Here is a 20,898-nt window from a genome sequence, read left to right on the forward strand (position 1 = left end):
TAAATGTCAGAAATTATTTCTTTAAGCTTAGAACAATTAGCATCTAAAATAAAAGACGCTCACTTATCTTCAGTGGATGTTTGTAAAGCTTTTATAGAAAGAATTGAAAAATTTGACAAAGAAATAAAAGCTTGGGCCCATTTTGATAAAAAAGTTTTATTAGAAAAAGCAGAAGAAGCTGACGAACATAGAAAATCCGGAAAACCATTGGGTTCTCTTCATGGGGTGCCTGTTGCAGTAAAAGATATTATCGGAACAATTGATATGCCTACTGAATGTGGAACTGTAATTAGGAAAGGTAAGTCTTATTCTCAAAATGCTGAAATAATTGATATGCTGCATTCAGCAGGCGCATTAGTGATGGGCAAAACTGCAACTTCAGAACTAGCATTTTTAGGACCATCAAACACGACTAATCCTCATGACAATTCAAGAACACCAGGTGGTTCATCAAGCGGTTCAGCAGCAGCTGTAGCATCTTTTATGGCACCAGTTTCAATTGGATCTCAAACAGGTGGTTCAATAATTAGACCGGCTTCTTATTGTGGTGTGGTTGGTTATAAGCCAACTTATGGATTGATCTCTCGAAATGGAGTTTTGCGAACATCTTATAATCTTGATCATATGGGTGTATTTGGAAGATCGGTCGAAGATGTTGCTATGTTGGCAAAAGTATTAATTAAAAAGGATAAATATGATCCTGCAACAATTCATTATTCAGCTTCTAATTTTGTAGAAGAGACAAAAAAGGGACCTTTATTTGAACCAAAATTTATTTTTTATAAAACTGAACATTGGAAATTAATTGATAAAAAATCCCAAGGGGCATTTGAATATTTTATAAAGTCATTTCCAAAAAATATTGAAGTATTTGATACTCCTTCTTATTTTAAAGATATTCATAAATACCATCAGATAATTCATGAAACTGATCTAGCAAATAATTTTTCTGTTTATTATAAAAAATATAAAAAGAAACTTTCTAAATATATGCAAGATGCAATTGCTAATGGCAACAAACATTCAGCTAAAGAATACGCAGAAGCTATCGATTTTATGAAAAGAAGTTATGAATCTTACCAGGAAGTATTTGAGGATTATCACGGCATCTTGTCACCATCTAGTCCTGGCGTTGCACCTAAAGGATTAAAGAGTACAGGCACAGCTGAGTTTAACAAAGTTTGGTCTTATATGGGCACGCCATGTATATCTCTTCCTTTACTTGAAGGAGAAAATAATTTACCATTGGGCGTACAAATGATTGGTGATAAATATGACGATCACCGATTTTTAGGTGTAGCGAACTGGTTAGAAAAGGAGTGTAAAGAATAATTATGAATAAAATAACAACAATAATTGGATTATCTTTTGCTGTATTTTTTTTAGTTGGATTAGCAACTACGCTTACAAGATCAATGATGATTGGTTTTTTAGATGTATTACCAGTTTATATTTTGATGGTTGCCGCAATCATTATGATGGTCTACGAAGCTTTTTTTGATAAAAGTTAATTTTCTTTAAATTGAAAGAGAAAAGTCAAAATTTTTTTGCATATTCACTTTTATTAATTCAGCCAATTTTTATGGCTAGCAATCTAGTTGTTGCAAGAGGTGGTGTGGAATATGTTCCACCAATTTCATTAGCATTTTGGAGATGGATATCGGTAGTGTTAATTCTTTTACCTTTTACTGCTCCTTTGTTGATAAAAAATTTTCAAACGATTAAGAAAGAGTTTAAGCAACTATTTTTTTTAGGTGCCATGGGATGCGGTGTTTGTGGAGCATTCCCTTTTTTAGCTGGTGAAACAACTACAATCACAAATATGGGAATTATTTATACATCCTCGCCAGTATTTATAATTATAATTTCATATTTTTTTTTTAATGAAAAAATTAATTCTTTAAGATTTGTTGGTCTCGTATCTTGTTTAATTGGTGTTTTTGCTATCATCATCAAAGGTGATTTTAATCTACTTGTTAATTTAAAATTCACCGTAGGAGACTTGTGGATGCTGGGAGCCGCTATTGGTTGGGCACTTTATTCTATCTATTTATTTTATTGGAAAACCGAGCTAGCAATTTTTCAAAGATTTACATTAGTTGCTTTATTTGGCGCATTTAGTTTAATGCCATTCTATTTGATTGAGCAATTTATATTTGAGACCACTAAATTTAATTCAGATTTTTTTGTGTGGGTAATTTTCGCTGCTATCTCTCCAGGCATAATAGCTTTTACTTTATATACGATGGCACAAAAAAAATTAGGTGCATCAATTACAGGATTTACTTTATATATTTTTACTGTTTACGGAGCGGTATATGGCTATTTTTTATTTGATGAAGAATTTGAATTTTATCATTTAATAGGGACTATATTAGTATTTTTTGGAGTTTTCTTAGCAAAGAGAAATAATGAAAAAAAAACTTAAGGATATTTTTTTGTATTTTTTAATTGTAATACCAACTGTTTATATTTTGTTGTTATTGTTTCTATATTTTTATCAAAGAAACTTATTATATCACCCAAATGAAAATAATTATTTTGGAGAAAATTTAAAAATAAAGATTGAAAAAATTAAAATACCAACATCTGATAATTTAAATCTTAATGCTTGGTATTATGAGAAAGATAAAAATAATTTTAAAACACTGCTATTTTTTCATGGAAATGCAGGCTTGTTGGAAAACAGAATATATAAATTAAATGCCCTTGATAATTTGGATTTGAACATTTTGATAATTGCTTGGCGTGGTTTTAGTGAAAATCAAGGCAGACCAAATGAGCAAGGTTTATATGAAGATGGTTTGAGTGCAATAAAATGGTTAATAGAACAAAATATTAAGGAAGAAGATATAATTCTTTATGGAGAGTCTTTAGGAACAGGTATAGCAACGCATCTTGCACAAGATAGAAATTTTGCAGCAGTAATCTTAGAAACTCCTTTTACTTCAATGGTTAATGCAGCCAAGATATTTTATCCATATGTGCCTGTTAACCTTCTCTTGAAGGATAAATATAAAAATGAAGATAAAATCAAAAACATTAATTCACCTATATTAATAATGCATGGAGAAAAAGATAATATTGTACCTCATTGGATGGGTAAAAAATTATATGAAATGGCAAATGAGCCTAAGTTTTTTTATTCTACAAAAACAGATGATCACATGATGGAATATGATCAAAACTTACTAGATACTTTAAATAAATTTATTAAAACTCTTAAATAAATTATTGAATATTTGTGAATGCTTCAGCAAATTTATCAGACTCAAATATTTGAAGATCGTCCTCTTGTTCACCAAGACCTAAAGCAATAATTGGTAGTTTAAATTTTTTAGACACTGCAAGGAGTATCCCACCTTTTGCTGTTCCATCTAATTTTGTCATAATAAGACCAGTGACAGGAATTATTTTATTAAATTCTTCTACTTGATTAATTACATTTTGACCAGAAGTAGCATCGAGAACCAAAATTACCTCATTAGGTGCATCAGGTTCAATTTTTTTAACTACATTGGCAATTTTTTTATATTCTTCCATTAAGTTTTTTTTATTTTGAAGTCTTCCAGCGGTATCAATTATCACTTGATTAAAATTCTCTGCTTTTGCTTTTTCTACCGCTTTATAAGCTATAGATGCAGGATCAGATCCTTGAGAGGATTTAGTAATGTCGACATCAATTCTATTTGCCCAATTATCTAATTGTTCTATTGCCGCTGCTCTAAACGTATCAGCTGCTGCTAGCATTACTTTATTATCCTTAGATTTTAAGATTTTACTTATTTTTCCTATAGTAGTTGTTTTACCCACACCATTTACACCAGAAATTAAAACAATATTAATTTTTTCTTTTTTCTCAAAAAAGACTTGGCTTTCAAGAGGCTTCATTAAATCAATAATATAATCTTTAAGTATTTTATTTATTTCAGAAGAAATTTCTTTACCCGGATCAATTTTTTTTTGAGAAATAATTTCCCTAATTTCTGACGCAGCTACAGTTCCTACATCTGATGAAATTAAATAATCTTCAATTTGATTAAGTGTTTTGTCATCTATTTCTTTTTTTACTACTATTTCTTTTAGACCAGATGTAAATGCATCTGCACTTTTTTTAAAACCACTTTTAAATTTTTCAAATAAACCCATTAAATTTCAAAATTAATCTCTTGAATATCAGAGACCGGTCCTTTCATATGAATACTATCTTTTTTATCAATAGATATTGAAAGAATCCCGCTAGTAAATTCAATATCAGTTTCATCGTTGGTAAGATTATTTATTTTACTAGCATAAGCGGTTGCACAAGCTGCTGTGCCACATGCTTTAGTAAGACCTGCTCCTCTTTCCCAAACATTAACTTTAAGGTGACGATCATTGATTTTCTGAGCAATTGTTACATTGCACTTTTCGGGAAACAAATTTGAAGTTTCTAATTCAGGCCCAATTTTAGATATGTCAAAATTTGTTAAATCATTTACAAAAAAAATTACATGTGGATTTCCAACATTTACCGAAGTTCCTCCAAAAAACTCTTCTTTATTGTTATCTAAAATTTTGATGTTTAGATTTTTAGTATCCATTTCTTTTGACAAAGGGATTTCTTGCCATTTTGTTTTTGGGATACCAATTTCTGTACTTACCATTTTTTTTCCTAAAATTTTTGAGGATAAATTGCCAGATGAAGTTGTTAAAACGATTGTTTCTTTATTGTTTTCTTTATTAATAAATTCTGCGATACATCTTGTGCCATTTCCACAAGCGCCAGAAATACTGCCATCAGAATTATAAAAGATTAAAGAAGCGTCTGTTTTTTGATTTTTTTGAATAATAATTAGTTGATCACAACCAATAAAATTTCTATCACAAATCTTGACTATTTGATCTTTGTTTAGTTCAACATTTTTTTCTCTTGCATCTATAATTACAAAATCATTGCCTAAACCATCCATTTTATAAGCTTTAATCTTCATATTTCTTTTTTAACTTATTTATTGACTTTTTGAACCTCTATTATAGGTTGCGGGAGTTTCCGCAAAAACATTAAATTTGCGGTGTCTTTGGTAACAAAGAGATCGACACTAGTCAGCGAGGGTTCGCCCACTAGTGCGGTTACTGCTGTGCGTAATAAATATGTTTGAAAATTTAACAAATAAATTTGAAGAAATTTTTTCTTCTTTAAAAAAAGCACCCTCACTTGATGAAAAACAAGTGGATGAGGGACTAAGAAGTATTAGACAAGCTCTTTTAGAAGCAGATGTTTCATTGGAAGTTGCAAAACAATTTGTAGAAACAGTTAAACCAAAAGCTCTAGGTCAAGAAATTATCAGATCAACTTCACCTGGAGATATGGTCGTAAAAATTGTTTATGATGAATTGGTTAACTTTCTAGGTGATAGCAACCAAGATTTAAATCTTAATGCTGTACCACCGGTACCGATGATGTTGGTTGGGTTACAAGGATCTGGAAAAACTACAACAACTGCCAAACTTGCAAAATTTATTGAGGAAAATAAGAAGAAAAAAGTAATGATGGTCAGCTTGGATATCTATCGACCTGCAGCTCAAGAACAATTAAGAACATTAGGTGAGCAAAATAATATTTTAACATTACCAATTATTGAAGGCCAACAACCTGCAGATATATGTAGAAGAGCTATTAGTGCTGCGAACCTAAATGGTGCAGAGGTAATCCTTTTCGATACAGCTGGGAGAACCCAAATAGATCTACAAATGATGTCTGAAATAAAACAAATTGAAAGTATTGTAAGTCCTTCAGAAACTATATTAGTTGCAGATTCTCTTACAGGACAAGTTGCGGCATCAGTTGCAAAAGAATTTAAAAGCACAGTAAATCTATCTGGAATTATCCTTACTAGAGCAGACGGTGATGCAAGAGGTGGAGCAGCAGTAAGTATGAAATATGTCTCTGAAGTGCCAATAAAATTTTTAGGGATTGGTGAAAAAATTGAAAATTTTGAGGTATTTCATCCTGACCGTATTGCTAACAGGATACTTGGAATGGGAGATATTGTTTCTCTTGTTGAAAAAGCGGCACAGGATCTAGGTGAAGAAAATATAAAAAAAGCAGAAGAAAATTTAAGAAAAGGTCAATTTTCTATGGAAGATTACTTATCACAATTAAGACAAATGAAAAAAATGGGAGGCATTGAAGGAATAATGTCTTTTATGCCTGGTGTTTCAAAGATGAAATCACAGATGGATGCTGCTGGAATAGATGAAAGTATAATTACAAAAAATGAAGCTATCATTTTATCAATGACAAGAAAAGAAAGAGAGAATCCAAAAATAATTAATGGTTCTCGAAAAAAAAGAATTGCTAATGGTTCTGGAACTGATCCAGCCACTATCAATAAGTTGCTAAAGCAATTTAAGATGATGTCTGAAATGATGAAAAAGATGTCAAAAGGAAATCTGAAAGGAATGTCTGACAAAGGAATTCCACCAGAATTATTTAATCAACTTAAACAATAAAGGAGTATAAATGTTAAAACTTAGATTATCTAGAGGAGGAACAAAGAAAAGACCTGTTTACAAAGTTGTTGTAGCAGATAGTCGTTTCGCAAGAGATGGAAGATTTATTGAAAAAGTAGGTTTCTTTAATCCGTTACTTCCAAAAGAAAAAAAAGAGAGAATTGGTCTTGAAGCTGAAAGAATAAAGTATTGGCTTGGACAAGGAGCTCAACCAACAACAAGAGTTGCAAGAATTCTTGGTGAAAATGAAATTATCCCAATGCCAGCTAATGGAAATAATCCAAATAAAGCTGTTCCAAAAAAAGATAGAAAAAAAGATGGTGAGTCAGCAGAAGCTCCTAAAGTAGATGCAGCACCAGCAGCAGAAGCTCCAAAAGAAGAAGCTCCTAAAGTAGATGCAGCACCAGCAGCAGAAGAAAAAAAATAATAAGATAAAATATTATGTGGCAAGCTCAAATATTTACACTTTACCCAGAGTTTTTCCCTGGTCCTTTATCTAAAGGGCTTTATGGAAAAGCAATGTCTAAAAATCTTTGGGATTTAAAAGTTGTAAATATAAGAGACTCTGCAACTGATAAACACAAAACAGTTGATGATACTCCATATGGTGGAGGCTCAGGCATGTTGATGAAACCAGACGTTCTAGCAAAATCGATTGATGATAATAAAAAAGATGGGGAAAGAATTTTTTATCTTTCTCCAAAAGGAAAGCTATTTGATCAAAATTTTGCAAAAGATCTTTCTATGGAAAAATCTATTTCATTGATATGTGGACATTTTGAAGGTGTGGACGAAAGAATACTTTCAACTAGAAACATCGAAGAGATAAGTTTAGGTGATTTTGTTTTATCTGGAGGTGAAACAGCTGCTATGGTGGTTTTAGACAGTGTTCTAAGGTTGTTGCCTGGAGTACTTGGCAATGAACAATCTACCGATGATGAAAGCTTTGAAAATGGACTTTTAGAGTATCCTCAATATACAAAACCTCAAATTTGGGAGGAAAAATCAGTGCCAAATGTCTTATTATCAGGAGATCACGCTAAAATTAAAGACTGGCGTTTATCTCAATCTGAGGCTATAACACGCGTCCGAAGACCGGATTTGTGGGAAAAATATAACAAGAAAAACTAAACAAGAATTATTAAAATGAAAACAATAGAAGAGATAAATCAAAGTAATGTTAAAAAAATTCTTTCTGAAAAGAAAATTCCAGCATTTTATCCAGGAGATGTTGTAAAAGTTGGAGTAAGAATTACAGAAGGTAAAAAAGAGAGAATTCAATATTTTGAAGGTGTTTGTATTGCTAAAAAAAGCAGAGACATCAATTCTTCGTTTACAGTAAGAAAGATTTCATTTGGAGAAGGTGTTGAAAGAACATTTCCATTATATGGTCCAGTGATTGATTCAATCAAAGTAATAAGATCAGGAAAAGTAAGAAGAGCAAAACTTTATTACTTAAGAGACAGAACAGGTAAATCAGCAAGGATCGCTGAGAAGATTAGAAAAAAAATTGGTATAGACGTAGATGTTAAACCAGAAACTGTAACTGAAGAGAATGTAGCACCACCGGCAGTAGAAGCTGAAGCTCCTACAAAAGACAATGTCGAAGCTACAGCAGCAGCTTCAGAAACAAAAGCCCAAGAAGTTAAGCAAGAAGCTGACGCAAAGCCAGAAAGCACTGAAGAAAAAAAATAATTCTGTCTAAATGGCACTAACACTTTACGATAAAATTTGGAGAGACCATCTTGTTGATATTCAAGATGATGGAACAGCATTACTATTTGTTGATAGACATTTAGTACATGAAGTTACTAGCCCACAAGCATTTGAAGGGTTAAGAAACTCTAATAGAAAAGTAAGACATCCTTCTCTAACATTAGCTGTAGCTGATCATAATGTTCCAACAACAGATAGAACAAAAGGTATTGCAGATGAAGATTCTAAAATTCAAGTTGAGACTTTAGAAAAAAATTGCAAAGAATTTGGTGTTCAATTATTTGGGATGGACGATAAAAGACAAGGGATAGTTCACATAATTGGACCAGAACAAGGTTTTACTCAACCAGGTACAGTCATTGTTTGTGGAGATAGTCATACAGCAACTCACGGAGCGTTTGGTGCATTAGCTTTTGGAATTGGTACATCTGAGGTAGAACACGTTTTGGCTACTCAAACTTTAGTACAAAAAAAGGCGAAGAATTTTAGAATTAATGTGAATGGAAAACTTCCTTTAGGAGTAACTTCCAAGGATGTTATTTTGCAAATAATTGGAAAAATTGGAACCGCAGGTGGAACAGGCTGCGTTGTTGAATATGCGGGTGATTTGATTAGTTCATTAAGTGTCGAACAAAGAATGACAATTTGTAATATGACTATTGAAGGTGGTGCGAGAGCTGGATTAATAGCTCCTGATCAAAAAATATTTGATTATTTAAAAGGAAAACCAATGTCGCCTTCAGGAACTAATTGGGATAAAGCAATTGAGAATTGGCAAAACTTAAAATCTGATGATGGAGCTTCTTTTGATAAAGAAATCAATCTTAATGCAAATGATATTAAACCAATGATTACTTGGGGCACTTCTCCACAGGATGTAATTACAATAGATGGTAAGGTTCCAAATCCAACCAACGAACAGGATGAAGATAAAAAAAATTCAATAGAAAGAGCTTTAAAATATATGGGTTTAAAACCTGATATGTCTGCTACAGACATTAAAATAGACAAAGTTTTTATAGGTAGTTGTACCAATGGCCGTATTGAAGATCTTCGAGAAGCTGCACAAGTATTGAAAGATAAGAAAAAAGCCAATCATGTTCATGCAATGGTGGTGCCAGGTTCTGGATTAGTAAAAGAACAAGCTGAACAAGAAGGTTTAGATAAGATTTTTATTAACTCAGGATTTGAGTGGAGAGAACCAGGATGTTCAATGTGTTTAGCTATGAATGCAGATAAATTAAAACCTGAAGAAAGATGTGCTTCAACTTCAAATCGAAACTTCGAAGGAAGACAAGGTCGAGGTGGAAGAACACACTTAGTTAGCCCAGGCATGGCAGCTGCAGCAGCAATATCTGGAAATCTTGATGATGTAAGAAAGTATAAAAATTAATGCAAAAATTTAACAAATTAAAAAGTATTCCTGCTTATTTACCAATAGTAAATATTGATACTGACATGATCATTCCAAAACAATTTTTAAAAACAATTAAAAGAACTGGTCTTGGTAAAAACTTATTTTTTGAAATGAGATATGATGAAAATGGTAAAATCATCAGTGATTTTATTTTAAACAAAGACCCACATTCAGATTCTAAAATTTTAATAGCTGGTAAAAATTTTGGATGTGGATCTTCAAGAGAGCACGCGCCGTGGGCTTTATTAGATTTTGGCATTACTTGTGTGATAAGCTCAAGCTTTGCTGATATTTTTTATAATAATTGTTTTAAAAATGGAATTTTACCAATTATTGTTGAAGAGGAAAAAATAAAAGAACTATCTGAATATTCAAATAGAAAAGAAGAAATTTCAATTAATCTTGAAGATGAAAAAATAATTTATGGAAATAACGAAATTAACTTTGAGATTGATCCCTTTAAAAAAAAATGTTTGTTAGAAGGTTTAGATGACATAGCTTTGTCATTAAAGAAATCTGATAAAATAGAAACATTCGAAAAAAATTTAAAAAGCCAGAAACCTTGGATTTTTAATGATTAAAGTTAAAAAAAGAAAAATTTTATTATTAGCAGGTGACGGAATAGGGCCTGAAGTAATCAGTGAAGTAAAAAAAATTATAAATTGGTTCAATTCAAAAAAATCTCTTGATTTTGAAATAGATGAGGATTTAGCTGGTGGTTGTTCTTATGACAAACATGGAATTCCATTAACAGATGAAGTTTTCTATAAAGCTCAGGAAAGTGCTGTTGTTATGTTAGGCGCTGTGGGTGGACCAAAATGGGATAATGTTGACTTTTCTAAAAAACCAGAAAGAGCATTATTGAAATTAAGAAAGGAATTAAAATTATTTGCAAATTTAAGACCTGCAATATGTTTTAAACAGCTTGTAGATGCATCTACATTAAAACCAGAGATAGTTTCTGGTTTAGATATAATGATTGTTAGAGAGCTTACTGGTGGAATATATTTTGGTGAACCAAGAGGAATTAAGCCAATTGAAAATGGCGAAAGAAAAGGAATTAATACCCACACTTATACAACAAGTGAGATAACACGTGTTGCAAGAATTGCTTTTGATTTAGCTAGAAAGAGATCAAACAGAGTAACATCATGTGAAAAATCTAATGTTATGGAAGCAGGTCAACTTTGGAAAGAAGAAGTTCAAACTTTACATGATAATGAATATAAAGATGTAGAATTAAGTCATATGTTGGCTGATAATTGTGCCATGCAGTTACTCAGAAACCCAAAACAATTTGATGTTATCGTAACTGACAATTTATTTGGAGATATGTTATCAGACCAAGCTTCAATGTTAACTGGGTCTTTAGGATTATTACCTTCTGCTTCATTAGGAGCGAAAAATAAAGATGGAGAAATGAGAGCAATGTATGAACCAATTCATGGTTCAGCCCCAGATATTGCTGGAAAAGGTATTGCAAATCCAATTGCAACTATTTTAAGTTTTGCTATGGCATTAAGGTATTCATTAGACCTGGATAAAGAGGCAGATTCTTTGGAAAATGCAGTTCAAGAGGTACTAAATGACGGATTAAGAACTAAAGATATTTTGTCTGAAGGAACTAAAGAAGTTTCTACATCTCAAATGGGTGACGCGATAATTTCGAAATTGAATTAATCATATTATTCCCCTAAGATTAAATTATGCCAAGTTATAATGCACCTGTAGAAGACATGATGTTTCTCTATGAAAAAATGAGAAATAATAAAAACTACAATGAGCTTGAAAAATATAAAGAAGTAACATCAGATTTAGTAAAAGATATTTTAGAAGAGGCTGCAAAGATTAATCAAAATTTAATTTTACCATTAGCAAAAGCTGGGGATGAAAGTCCAGCAGTTTTAGAAAATGGTGTAGTTAGAACACCACCAGGTTATAAAGAAGCTTATCAAAAATATATTGAAGATGGTTGGACGTCTCTTTCTTGTGATCCAAAGTATGGAGGACAAGGAATGCCAAAAACAGTAAGCGCTTTCTTCGATGAGATGCTATCATCAGCAAGCTTATCTTTTAAATTATATAGTGAGCTAAGTATTGGTGCCTATAATTGTATTAATCATCATGCAACTGATGAAATGAAGAATAAATATTTGCCAAAAATAGTTGAAGGTAAATGGAGTGGCACTATGTGTTTAACAGAACCAGTTTGTGGAACCGACTTAGGCCTTTTAAAGACAAAAGCAGTTAAACAAGAAAATGGTACTTATAAAATTTCAGGACAAAAAATATTTATTACTTCAGGAGATCATGATTTAACTGAAAATATTATTCAATTAGTTTTAGCAAGGGTAAGTGACTCTCCAGCAGGAACAAAAGGTATAAGTTTATTTTTAGTGCCTAAATTCCTTGTAAAAGAAGACGGCACCCTTGGTCAAAGAAACGGAATATCAACTGGTTCGATAGAAAGTAAAATGGGAATTAAGGGTTCAGCTACTTGTGTTTTGAATTTTGATGAAGCCGAAGGCTACATGATAGGCCAAAAAGATAAAGGTTTGAATGCAATGTTTACTATGATGAACTTAGAGAGAATAGTAGTTGGGATACAAGGTCTTGGAATTTCTGAAATTGCATATCAAAATTCATTAGCTTACGCCAAAGAACGTAAACAAGGAAAGACAAATAATTCTAAATCTTCTAATGGTGCAGATTTTATCATTGAGCATGCTGACATAAGAAGATCATTACTTAACATGAAATCAATTATTGAAGGTGAGAGAGCATTATGTTTTTGGTTATCACAACAAACAGAAGTTAGTTTGTATCATGATAATAATGAAATTAAACAAAGAGCTTCAAATTTTGTTTCATTAATGACGCCAGTTGTAAAATCTTTATTTACAGATTTAGGAATGGAAATAACAAATGATGCTATGCAAATATTCGGTGGATATGGTTATACAAAAGATCAAGGTATTGAACAGTTATACAGAGACAACAGAATTACACCAATTTATGAAGGAACAAATTCAGTCCAAGCGGCTGATTTAGTTTTTAGAAAATTAGTCAATAAAAATGGCGATATTATTGACGACTATTTAGATATGATAGAAAAGGAATGTGATATTGAGGAAAACAAGATGAAACTGTTTGTTGGTGATTTTAAAAAATCATTAACAACTCTTAAAGATTTTACATCTTGGATTAAAGATAAGATTAAAAATTCAAAGGATGACGCTAGTGCAGCATGTAATGATTATCTAAAAGCATTGGGGTATGTGTCAGTTGCTTTTGCATGGATAAAAGTTTTAGAAGTGTGTTTTAAAGAATACGATGAAAATAAAAAACTTTACGATGACAAGATTCAAACAGCGCAATTTTATTTTAACAGGATTTTACCAAGAGCAGAGGCACATTTTAATAGTGTCAAAACAGGCAGTGACTACATAATGAATTTTGATTTCAATTAATATGAATAATTACGAAAAAAATTTGGATAAAAATGATGCTAATTTTTTACCATTAACTCCACTTACTTTCTTAGAAAGATCAAAGGATATTTATCCTAATTACGAAGCATTGGTATACGAATCTAGAAGCTATACTTGGAGCGAGGTTTACAAAAGATGCACTAAGTTTGCCAGTGCTTTGGAAAAAATTGGTGTGACCACTGGGGACACGGTCTCAGTAATGGCAATGAATACCCCAGAAATTTTTGAAGCTCATTATTCTGTACCAATGACCGGTGCAATCCTAAATACTATAAATGTAAGATTAGACGCAAAAACTGTGCAATACATTTTAGAGCACAGTGAAGCAAAAGTTTTTATAGTTGATAGACAATTTCATTCAGTAATAGAAAAAGTAATAAATCAATTAAAAAACAAACCAATAATAATTGATATTCAAGATGATTTTGCAGATCAAAATTTATTAAAAAAAATTGGTGAGTATGAATATGAAGAATTTTTAAAATCAGGTGATGACAACTATGAATGGAAAAGACCAAAAGATGAGTGGCAAGCCATATCTTTAAATTATACCTCGGGCACAACTGGTAATCCGAAAGGTGTAGTTTATCATCATAGAGGCTCATATTTAATGTCAACAGGAAGTGCTGTTGCATGGAATATGCCTAATAGATTAAGTTTTTTAACGATCGTTCCTATGTTTCATTGTAATGGATGGGGATATCCTTGGACTATACCTATGTTAAACGGAAAAACGGTATGCTTACGTAATATAGATGTAAAAAAGATTTTTGAGTTGATTGTTAAACATAAGGTTACCCACTTTGGGGGAGCACCAATAGTTTTAAATATGATAACTGGAGCTTCTGAAAAAGATCAAAAAAAATTAGATCACAAAGTTTATGTTTTAACAGCTGGTGCTCCTCCACCAAGCATCATCTTTAAAAAGATGGAAGCTTTAGGTTTTGAAGTTATGCATGTTTATGGGCTTACGGAAACTTATGGTCATGTTTCACAATGTGCTTGGAATGAAGAATGGAATTCATTTGATGAAGATAAAAAAAATGAAATTAAAGCAAGACAAGGGGTAAGATACCCAAATACAGAAGACATTAAAGTTATGGATCCAGACAACATGAAGCCCGTACCGCAAGACGGAAAAACTATGGGTGAAATAATGATAAGAGGAAATGTTGTAATGAAAGGTTATTTTAAGGATAAGGCAGCTACAGAAAAAGCTATGGCGTCAGGTTGGTTTCACTCTGGTGATTTAGCAGTAGTTCATCCTGACGGCTATATTAAGATACAAGATAGATCTAAAGATATTATTATTTCTGGAGGAGAAAATATTTCATCTATAGAGATTGAAAACACATTATCAAAACATCCAGCAGTATCGATAGCAGCAGTTGTTGCAAAACCAGATGAAAAATGGGGAGAAGTCCCAGCTGCTTTTATTGAAAAAGTAAAAGATAAAGATGTTACAGACAAAGAATTAATTGATTTTTGTAGAGAAACTCTAGCAGGTTTTAAAATTCCAAAACATATAGAGTTTTGTGAATTACCAAAAACGTCTACTGGTAAAATTCAAAAATTTGAATTGAGAAAAAAATTTTAGGTTTTCCTTGATATTAGAAATTGAAAATAAAAAAGTACATGCATCAGATGCAGGACAAAATATTGACCCTAAAAAACAAACAGTAGTTTTTATCCACGGCAGTGGTTTATCTCATATAGTTTGGTCATTATCAGAACAGTTTTTATCAAACAAAGATTTTAATGTTTTGTCTGTTGATTTGCCTGGTCATGGTATTTCTGATGGACCATGTTTAAATTCAATAGAGGAAATTGCTGACTGGTTAGAAAAATTTTTCTCAGCTTTAAATTTAGAAAATGTAAATTTGATTGGTCATTCGCAAGGTTGTTTGGATATACTAGAATACGCTTATAAATATTCAAACAGGATCAACAAAATAGTATTTATAGGTGGATCTTACAAAATGCCTGTACATCCAGATTTAATTGATTTAGCAGAAAATGGGAACTCTGATGCAGTAAAATTAATGATGAAATGGGGATATGAGGGTTCAAAAAAATTTATTGGAGGAAATCCCGTAGAAAGAATAATTAAATCACCAAGAGATATTAGTGAAGTTTTAGCTGTTGATCTAAAAGCCTGCAATAATTACTCAAATGGATTAAATGCAGTTAATGCAATTAAGTGTTCAACTTTATTTATTTTCGGAAGCTTAGACAAAATGGTTAATGTAGAGAATGGAAAGAAGTTTTCTAATTTAATCAAAAATAACGAAGTTCATATAATAGAAAATTGTGGTCACATGATTATGATTGAAAAAGCATTTGAAATGAGAGAAAAGGTTCTGGAATTTTTAAAACAATGAAAAACTACTTTATTGCTAAATCAAGAAGATTGAGAAGTACCCCTTACACTTCAAGAATAGAAAACCAAGGTGTGACCGCTTATACAGTTTATAATCATATGCTTTTACCAGCTGCATTTGGCCCTCTTGAGGAAACATGCGATCATCTAAAAAAAGATGTTCAAGTATGGGATGTTGCAGCTGAAAGACAAGTAGAAATAATAGGTAACGATGCAGCAGAACTTGTTCAACTAATGACATGTAGAGATCTGAGCAAATCTAAAATTGGCAGATGTTATTATTGTCCAATCATTGATCAAGATGGAAAGATGGTAAATGATCCGGTTGTTTTAAAATTAGCAGAAAACAGATTTTGGATTTCAATTGCAGATTCTGATGTAATATTTTTTGCCAAAGGACTAGCACATGGGCATAATTTTGATGTTAAAATTTTTGAACCCAATGTTGATATTATTGCTGTACAAGGACCTAAATCATTTGATCTAATGAAAAAAATTTTTGGAAAAGAAATATTAGATCTAAAATTTTTTGGATTTGATTATTATGATTTTGAAAGCACTAAGCATTTAATTGCAAGATCTGGGTGGTCAAAGCAAGGAGGTTTTGAAATTTATGTTGAAAATACTAATTCAGGAGTTCAATTATATGACAAACTGTTTGAGCAAGGAAAAGACTTAAACGTTAAAGCGGGCTGCCCTAATTTAATTGAGAGAATTGAAAGTGGGTTACTATCATATGGTAATGATTTTGATAATAATGATAACCCGTTTGAATGCGGTTTTGATAAATATGTTAACATTGAAAGTAATGTTAATTTTTTAGGCAAAGAAAAATTAAAAGAAATTAAATCCCAAGGGATTGAGAGAAAATTAATGGGAGTTATTTTAGATATTAATAGTCTTTCAGTAACTAAATCTTTAGATATTAATTCTGATAAAGAATTAGTGGGTGAATTACGTTCGGCATGTTTTTCTCCTCATTTTAAAAAGGTAATTGGTATCGCAATGATCAATGAACCTTTTTGTAAGGCTTCACAAACAATTTCTATCAATATTGATAATAAAAAAGTTGAGGGAAAAGTTTGTGATTTGCCATTCATCTAGTATAAAACTCACATAATTATGAATATCGCAATTGTAGGTGCAACAGGAAATGTTGGAAGAAAAGTTCTAGAGGTATTAGAGAGAAAAAATTTACCTTTCACTGAAATTTATTTAGTTGCTTCACCTCGTAGTGCAGGTTCAAAGATTAATTTCAAAGGAAAAGATATTACAGTTGAGAATTTAGAAACTTTTGATTTTTCAAAATCAAAAATAACTTTTTTTGCTGCTGGAGGAAAGATATCGGAAAAATATGCGCCAGAAGCCGCCAAACATAGTTTTGTCATTGATAATTCAAGCTTTTATAGAATGGATCCAGACGTTCCATTAATAGTACCCCAGGTTAATGCAGATGATTTAAAGAATATAAAAAAAAATATTATAGCAAATCCAAATTGTTCAACAGCACAATTGGTTTTGCCTTTAAAAGCGATACATGATCTGTTTAAAATAAAGAGAATTATTGTATCAACATATCAATCAGTTTCAGGAGGTGGAAAAAGCCCGATGGATGAGCTCATGGAACAAACAAAATTAGCTTTAGAAAATAAAGAAATAAATTCAAAAAATTTTACCAAACAGATTTCTTTTAATTTAATTCCTCATATCGATGTATTTGCTGACGATGGTTACACTAAAGAAGAATTAAAAATGACAAATGAAACAAAAAAAATATTAGATCAAAATATAGAATTATCTGCCACATGTGTGAGAGTTCCGGTAATGGTATCTCATTCTGAGGCTGTAAATTTAGAATTAGAAAAAAATTTTACTTTAGACCAGATAAGAGAGTGCATTGAAAAAACTGAAAGTTGCAAAGTTATAGATGAAAGAGCAGATGGTGGATATTCAACACCACTTGAGGCTGCTGGAAAAGATGAAACATTTGTTTCAAGAATCAGAGAAGATAAAACAAAAAAAAATTGTTTAAATATGTGGATTGTTTCTGATAATTTACTTAGAGGCGCGGCCTTGAATGCAGTAGAAATTGCAGAAACTTTAATTAAAAATGATTTCTATGGAAAATAACAGACCTCTATCACCACATATTCAAATTTATAGATGGCATGTTTCATCACTCGTATCTATTTCACACAGAATTACAGGAATAATCAATATACTCGCAATAACATTGATTTGTTTATGGGCTTGCTCTCTTCTTTTAGGTGAAAATAATTACGAAATTACAAAATCTTTTTTAAACACTGTTATAGGTAAATTTATAATCATAGGTATTACCTGGTCTTTTAGTTTTCAGATATTAAGCGAAATAAGACATTTAATAATGGACTTAGGTTATGGTTTTGAACTTCAAACAACTAAAATTACAGGCCTGTTAGTTATTTTTGGATCAATTATTTTAACAATTTTATTTTACATATTAGGAAGAAATTTTTTTTAAATGATTAGTGCAACTAAAAAATGGTTATTCTTAAAAGTAAGTGGAGCAATACTAGTTCCACTAATGATTTGGTTTATTATTAATTTTGTATCAATTTATGATCAAGGTTATTTAGAAATAGTTAGTTTTTTTACATCCAAAACATCAAAGATATTGTTTAGTGTATTTATCATTACTGCTTTTTTCTTCTCAGCGATTAGTATTAGTGAGGTTTTTGAGGATTACATTGGGAATGATAAAATGAAAAATGTCGCAAACAAGCTTTTATATTTTTCTGCGGTAGTAATTCCATTATTTACAATTATATTAATAAATAGTTTATGAGTTCATACGAAATAATTGATCACGAATATGACGTAGTTGTACTAGGTGCGGGTGGATCTGGTTTGCGAGCTGCAGTTGGTTTAAGTGAAGCTGGTCTTAAAACTGCTTGTATTTCAAAAGTGTTCCCTACAAGAAGTCATACATCAGCTGCTCAAGGTGGTATTTCTGCTGCCCTAGGTAATATGGGTGAGGATGATTGGAGATGGCATATGTATGATACCGTTAAAGGCGCAGATTGGCTTGGTGATCAAGATAGTATTGAATACTTATGTAAAGAAGCTCCAAAGGCAGTAATAGAATTAGAAAAATATGGAGTTCCATTTAGTAGAACAGAGGATGGTAAAATTTATCAAAGACCTTTTGGTGGAATGACAAAAAATTATGGTAATGGAATTGTTCAAAGAACTTGTGCTGCAGCTGATAGAACAGGTCATGCAATATTACATACTTTATACGGACAAGCTTTAAAACATAAAACAGAATTTTTTATTGAATATTTTGCATTAGATTTATTAATGAAAGATGGCCAGTGCAAAGGATTAATTGCCTGGAATTTAAATGACGGAACCATTCATAGATTCAGAGCTCATACAGTAATTATTGCAACTGGTGGATATGGAAAAGTTTATTATTCTGCAACGTCAGCTCACACTTGTACAGGTGATGGAAATGCGATGGTTTTAAGAGCAGGTTTACCACTTCAAGATATGGAGTTTGTTCAGTTTCATCCAACAGGTATTTATGGACATGGAACACTTATTACAGAGGGCGCAAGAGGTGAAGGTGGATATCTTACAAACTCTAAAGGTGAAAGATTTATGGAACGATATGCTCCAAAAGCAAAAGATCTTGCTTCTAGAGATGTTGTTAGTAGATCAATGTCGATTGAAATTAATGAAGGTAGAGGTGTTGGTAAAGATCAAGACCATGTTCATTTAAATTTAAGTCATTTAGATAAAGATATTATTGAAAGTAGATTGCCAGGTATTACAGATGCTGCAAGATTATTTGCAGACGTAGACGTTACTAAAGAACCAATTCCAGTTGTACCAACGGTACACTATAACATGGGCGGTATACCAACTAATTACAAGGGTGAAGTATTAACTGTTAATGGTTCAGAAAAAACAGTCCCAGGTTTAATGGCAATTGGTGAAGCAGCTTGTGTTTCAGTTCATGGAGCAAATAGATTAGGATCAAATTCATTAATTGACCTTGTTGTATTTGGAAGAGCTGCTGCAAAAAGAGCAGCCGAAGTAGTAAAACCAGGAACACCACATGAAGAAATTCCAGAATCTGAAACTCAAAAATGTTTAGATAGATTTGATAAGCTAAGAAATGCTGATGGAGATACTGGTACGGCTGAATTAAGATTGGCAATGCAAAAAACAATGCAATCAAAGTGTGCGGTATTCAGAACTGACAAAACTTTAAAAGAAGGCGTTGATGAGATAAGAAAAACATATGATGGTTTAGGTTCAATTTCAGTTAAAGATAAATCTTTAATATTTAACACTGACTTAGTTGAAACATTAGAATTTGATAACTTAATAAGACAAGCTGTAACAACAGTTGATTCAGCTTATAACAGAAAAGAAAGTAGAGGAGCTCACGCTAGAGAAGATTATCCTAAAAGAGATGATGAAAACTTTATGCAACACACATTGATTTGGTGTGATGGCAAAGATACAAAAATTTCATATAGACCAGTTCATAAAACAACATTAACAAATGAAGTACAATATTTTCCACCGCAGGAAAGAGTGTATTAATGGTTCAGATAAATTTACCAGAAAATTCAAAAGTCAAAAAAGGTAAATATTTTAAAGATAAAACTGGCTCTAAAAATTTAAGAAAAGTAAATGTTTACAGATGGGATCCATCAACTGGTGAAAATCCAAGGGTGGATACATATGAAGTTGATATGGACAATTGCCCTTCAAAAGTCTTGGATGTTTTAAATAAAATTAAAAATGAAATTGACCCAACATTAGCTTACAGAAGATCGTGTGCTCATGGAGTTTGTGGCTCTTGTGCAATGAATATGGGTGGAAAGAATGGATTGGCTTGCACAAAACCTCATGCAGAAATTGATGGTGATATTGATATTTATCCACTGCCACACCTAAAAGTTAAGCGAGATTTAATTGGTGATTTAGATGATCTTTATAAACAATATCAATCTATAGAACCTTGGTTGCAATCTAATTCGAAGTCAGAATCAAAAGAAATATTTCAATCTCAAAAAGATAGAGAAAAACTTGATGGTGCTTATGAATGTATAATGTGTGCTTGTTGTTCAACATCTTGCCCAAGTTATTGGTGGAACGGTGATAAATATTTAGGACCTGCAGTATTGCTTCAAGCTTACAGATGGATAGTTGATAGCAGAGATGAGGAAAGAGAGAAAAGATTAAAAAAAGTTGCAGATGAACTAAAACTTTACAGATGTCATACAATTCTAAACTGCACTAACGCTTGTCCAAAAGGTTTAAATCCAGCAAAGGCAATTGCAGAAATTAAAAAAATGCTAGCTACGGCTAACATATAATTAATAGACTATTAAACTTTT

22 protein-coding genes are annotated in these 20,898 nt (G+C 31.7%); 20 read left to right on the top strand and 2 right to left on the bottom strand.

Translation table 11 applies throughout. The features are described 5' to 3' along the window. Positions 1–3: 3 nt before the first annotated feature. Genes ACTT9P_RS01535 through ACTT9P_RS01550 form a run of 4 tightly spaced genes read left to right on the top strand, consistent with a single transcriptional unit; the run spans position 4 to position 3,230 of the window. Entirely contained in the window at positions 4–1,332 is a 1,329-nt protein-coding gene (locus tag ACTT9P_RS01535; protein ID WP_440908932.1) for an amidase, read from the top strand. Positions 1,333–1,334: 2 nt separating this feature from the next. Beyond that, positions 1,335–1,511 (top strand): hypothetical protein, encoded by a 177-nt coding sequence (locus ACTT9P_RS01540; protein ID WP_440908933.1) that lies wholly within the window; start codon positions 1,335–1,337, stop codon positions 1,509–1,511. 11 nt (positions 1,512–1,522) lie between these two features. Next, entirely contained in the window at positions 1,523–2,428 is a 906-nt protein-coding gene (locus ACTT9P_RS01545; protein WP_440908934.1) for a DMT family transporter, read from the top strand. Further along, positions 2,412–3,230 carry an alpha/beta hydrolase gene (locus tag ACTT9P_RS01550; RefSeq protein WP_440908935.1) on the top strand — a complete coding sequence of 273 codons (819 nt, stop codon included), beginning with the start codon at positions 2,412–2,414 and terminating at the stop codon, positions 3,228–3,230. Before ACTT9P_RS01545 ends, ACTT9P_RS01550 begins: the two co-directional genes overlap by 17 nt. Position 3,231: 1 nt before the next feature. Here ACTT9P_RS01550 and ftsY read toward each other — a convergent pair whose 3' ends face one another. Together ftsY and dapF are read right to left on the bottom strand one after the other, a co-directional pair. Continuing rightward, the gene (gene ftsY / locus ACTT9P_RS01555) at positions 3,232–4,149 is read right to left on the bottom strand and encodes a signal recognition particle-docking protein FtsY (RefSeq protein ID WP_440908936.1); all 918 of its coding nucleotides are present in this window, start codon (positions 4,147–4,149) and stop codon (positions 3,232–3,234) included. Next, positions 4,149–4,973 carry a diaminopimelate epimerase gene (gene dapF, locus ACTT9P_RS01560; RefSeq protein WP_440908937.1) on the bottom strand — a complete coding sequence of 275 codons (825 nt, stop codon included), beginning with the start codon at positions 4,971–4,973 and terminating at the stop codon, positions 4,149–4,151. Before dapF ends, ftsY begins: the two co-directional genes overlap by 1 nt. Positions 4,974–5,133: 160 nt before the next feature. Between dapF and ffh the strand changes: the two genes are divergently transcribed. Genes ffh through ACTT9P_RS01640 form a run of 16 tightly spaced genes read left to right on the top strand, consistent with a single transcriptional unit; the run spans position 5,134 to position 20,877 of the window. Continuing rightward, a complete protein-coding gene (gene ffh, locus ACTT9P_RS01565) occupies positions 5,134–6,495 on the top strand; it encodes a signal recognition particle protein (protein ID WP_440908938.1) in 1,362 nt (453 codons plus the stop codon). A gap of 10 nt (positions 6,496–6,505) precedes the next feature. Further along, positions 6,506–6,922, top strand: a complete 417-nt coding sequence (gene rpsP, locus ACTT9P_RS01570) for a 30S ribosomal protein S16 (RefSeq protein ID WP_440908939.1) — start codon at positions 6,506–6,508, stop codon at positions 6,920–6,922. A 14-nt stretch (positions 6,923–6,936) separates the two neighbouring features. Continuing rightward, positions 6,937–7,626 carry a tRNA (guanosine(37)-N1)-methyltransferase TrmD gene (gene trmD, locus ACTT9P_RS01575; RefSeq protein WP_440908940.1) on the top strand — a complete coding sequence of 230 codons (690 nt, stop codon included), beginning with the start codon at positions 6,937–6,939 and terminating at the stop codon, positions 7,624–7,626. Between the two features lie 15 nt (positions 7,627–7,641). Then, positions 7,642–8,190 carry a 50S ribosomal protein L19 gene (gene rplS, locus ACTT9P_RS01580; protein ID WP_440908941.1) on the top strand — a complete coding sequence of 183 codons (549 nt, stop codon included), beginning with the start codon at positions 7,642–7,644 and terminating at the stop codon, positions 8,188–8,190. Positions 8,191–8,200: 10 nt separating this feature from the next. Next, positions 8,201–9,604, top strand: a complete 1,404-nt coding sequence (gene leuC, locus ACTT9P_RS01585) for a 3-isopropylmalate dehydratase large subunit (RefSeq protein ID WP_440908942.1) — start codon at positions 8,201–8,203, stop codon at positions 9,602–9,604. Further along, positions 9,604–10,209 (top strand): 3-isopropylmalate dehydratase small subunit, encoded by a 606-nt coding sequence (leuD, locus tag ACTT9P_RS01590; RefSeq protein WP_440908943.1) that lies wholly within the window; start codon positions 9,604–9,606, stop codon positions 10,207–10,209. Before leuC ends, leuD begins: the two co-directional genes overlap by 1 nt. Further along, on the top strand, positions 10,202–11,308 hold the full coding sequence (gene leuB, locus ACTT9P_RS01595) for a 3-isopropylmalate dehydrogenase (RefSeq protein ID WP_440908944.1): 1,107 nt from the start codon (positions 10,202–10,204) through the stop codon (positions 11,306–11,308). Before leuD ends, leuB begins: the two co-directional genes overlap by 8 nt. A 26-nt stretch (positions 11,309–11,334) precedes the next feature. Continuing rightward, entirely contained in the window at positions 11,335–13,098 is a 1,764-nt protein-coding gene (locus tag ACTT9P_RS01600; protein WP_440908945.1) for an acyl-CoA dehydrogenase family protein, read from the top strand. Between the two features lies 1 nt (position 13,099). Further along, the gene (locus ACTT9P_RS01605) at positions 13,100–14,716 is read left to right on the top strand and encodes a long-chain-fatty-acid--CoA ligase (RefSeq protein ID WP_440908946.1); all 1,617 of its coding nucleotides are present in this window, start codon (positions 13,100–13,102) and stop codon (positions 14,714–14,716) included. 7 nt (positions 14,717–14,723) lie between these two features. Next, positions 14,724–15,500 (top strand): alpha/beta fold hydrolase, encoded by a 777-nt coding sequence (locus tag ACTT9P_RS01610; RefSeq protein WP_440908947.1) that lies wholly within the window; start codon positions 14,724–14,726, stop codon positions 15,498–15,500. Further along, positions 15,497–16,603, top strand: coding sequence for a dimethylsulfoniopropionate demethylase (locus ACTT9P_RS01615; RefSeq protein WP_440908948.1), 1,107 nt, complete (start codon positions 15,497–15,499; stop codon positions 16,601–16,603). The genes ACTT9P_RS01610 and ACTT9P_RS01615 overlap by 4 nt, the downstream gene beginning before the upstream one ends. Before the next feature lie 18 nt (positions 16,604–16,621). After that, positions 16,622–17,629, top strand: a complete 1,008-nt coding sequence (locus ACTT9P_RS01620) for an aspartate-semialdehyde dehydrogenase (RefSeq protein WP_440908949.1) — start codon at positions 16,622–16,624, stop codon at positions 17,627–17,629. Continuing rightward, positions 17,619–18,002 (top strand): succinate dehydrogenase, cytochrome b556 subunit, encoded by a 384-nt coding sequence (sdhC, locus tag ACTT9P_RS01625; RefSeq protein WP_440908950.1) that lies wholly within the window; start codon positions 17,619–17,621, stop codon positions 18,000–18,002. Before ACTT9P_RS01620 ends, sdhC begins: the two co-directional genes overlap by 11 nt. Next, positions 18,003–18,326, top strand: coding sequence for a succinate dehydrogenase, hydrophobic membrane anchor protein (sdhD, locus tag ACTT9P_RS01630; RefSeq protein ID WP_440908951.1), 324 nt, complete (start codon positions 18,003–18,005; stop codon positions 18,324–18,326). Then, positions 18,323–20,098, top strand: coding sequence for a succinate dehydrogenase flavoprotein subunit (sdhA, locus tag ACTT9P_RS01635; protein ID WP_440908952.1), 1,776 nt, complete (start codon positions 18,323–18,325; stop codon positions 20,096–20,098). The genes sdhD and sdhA overlap by 4 nt, the downstream gene beginning before the upstream one ends. After that, a complete protein-coding gene (locus ACTT9P_RS01640; protein WP_440908953.1) occupies positions 20,098–20,877 on the top strand; it encodes a succinate dehydrogenase iron-sulfur subunit in 780 nt (259 codons plus the stop codon). Before sdhA ends, ACTT9P_RS01640 begins: the two co-directional genes overlap by 1 nt. Positions 20,878–20,898: the final 21 nt, after the last annotated feature.

The sequence above is a fragment of the Candidatus Pelagibacter sp. genome (assembly GCF_052048095.1).
In the GTDB taxonomy this organism is placed as follows: Bacteria; Pseudomonadota; Alphaproteobacteria; order Pelagibacterales; family Pelagibacteraceae; genus Pelagibacter.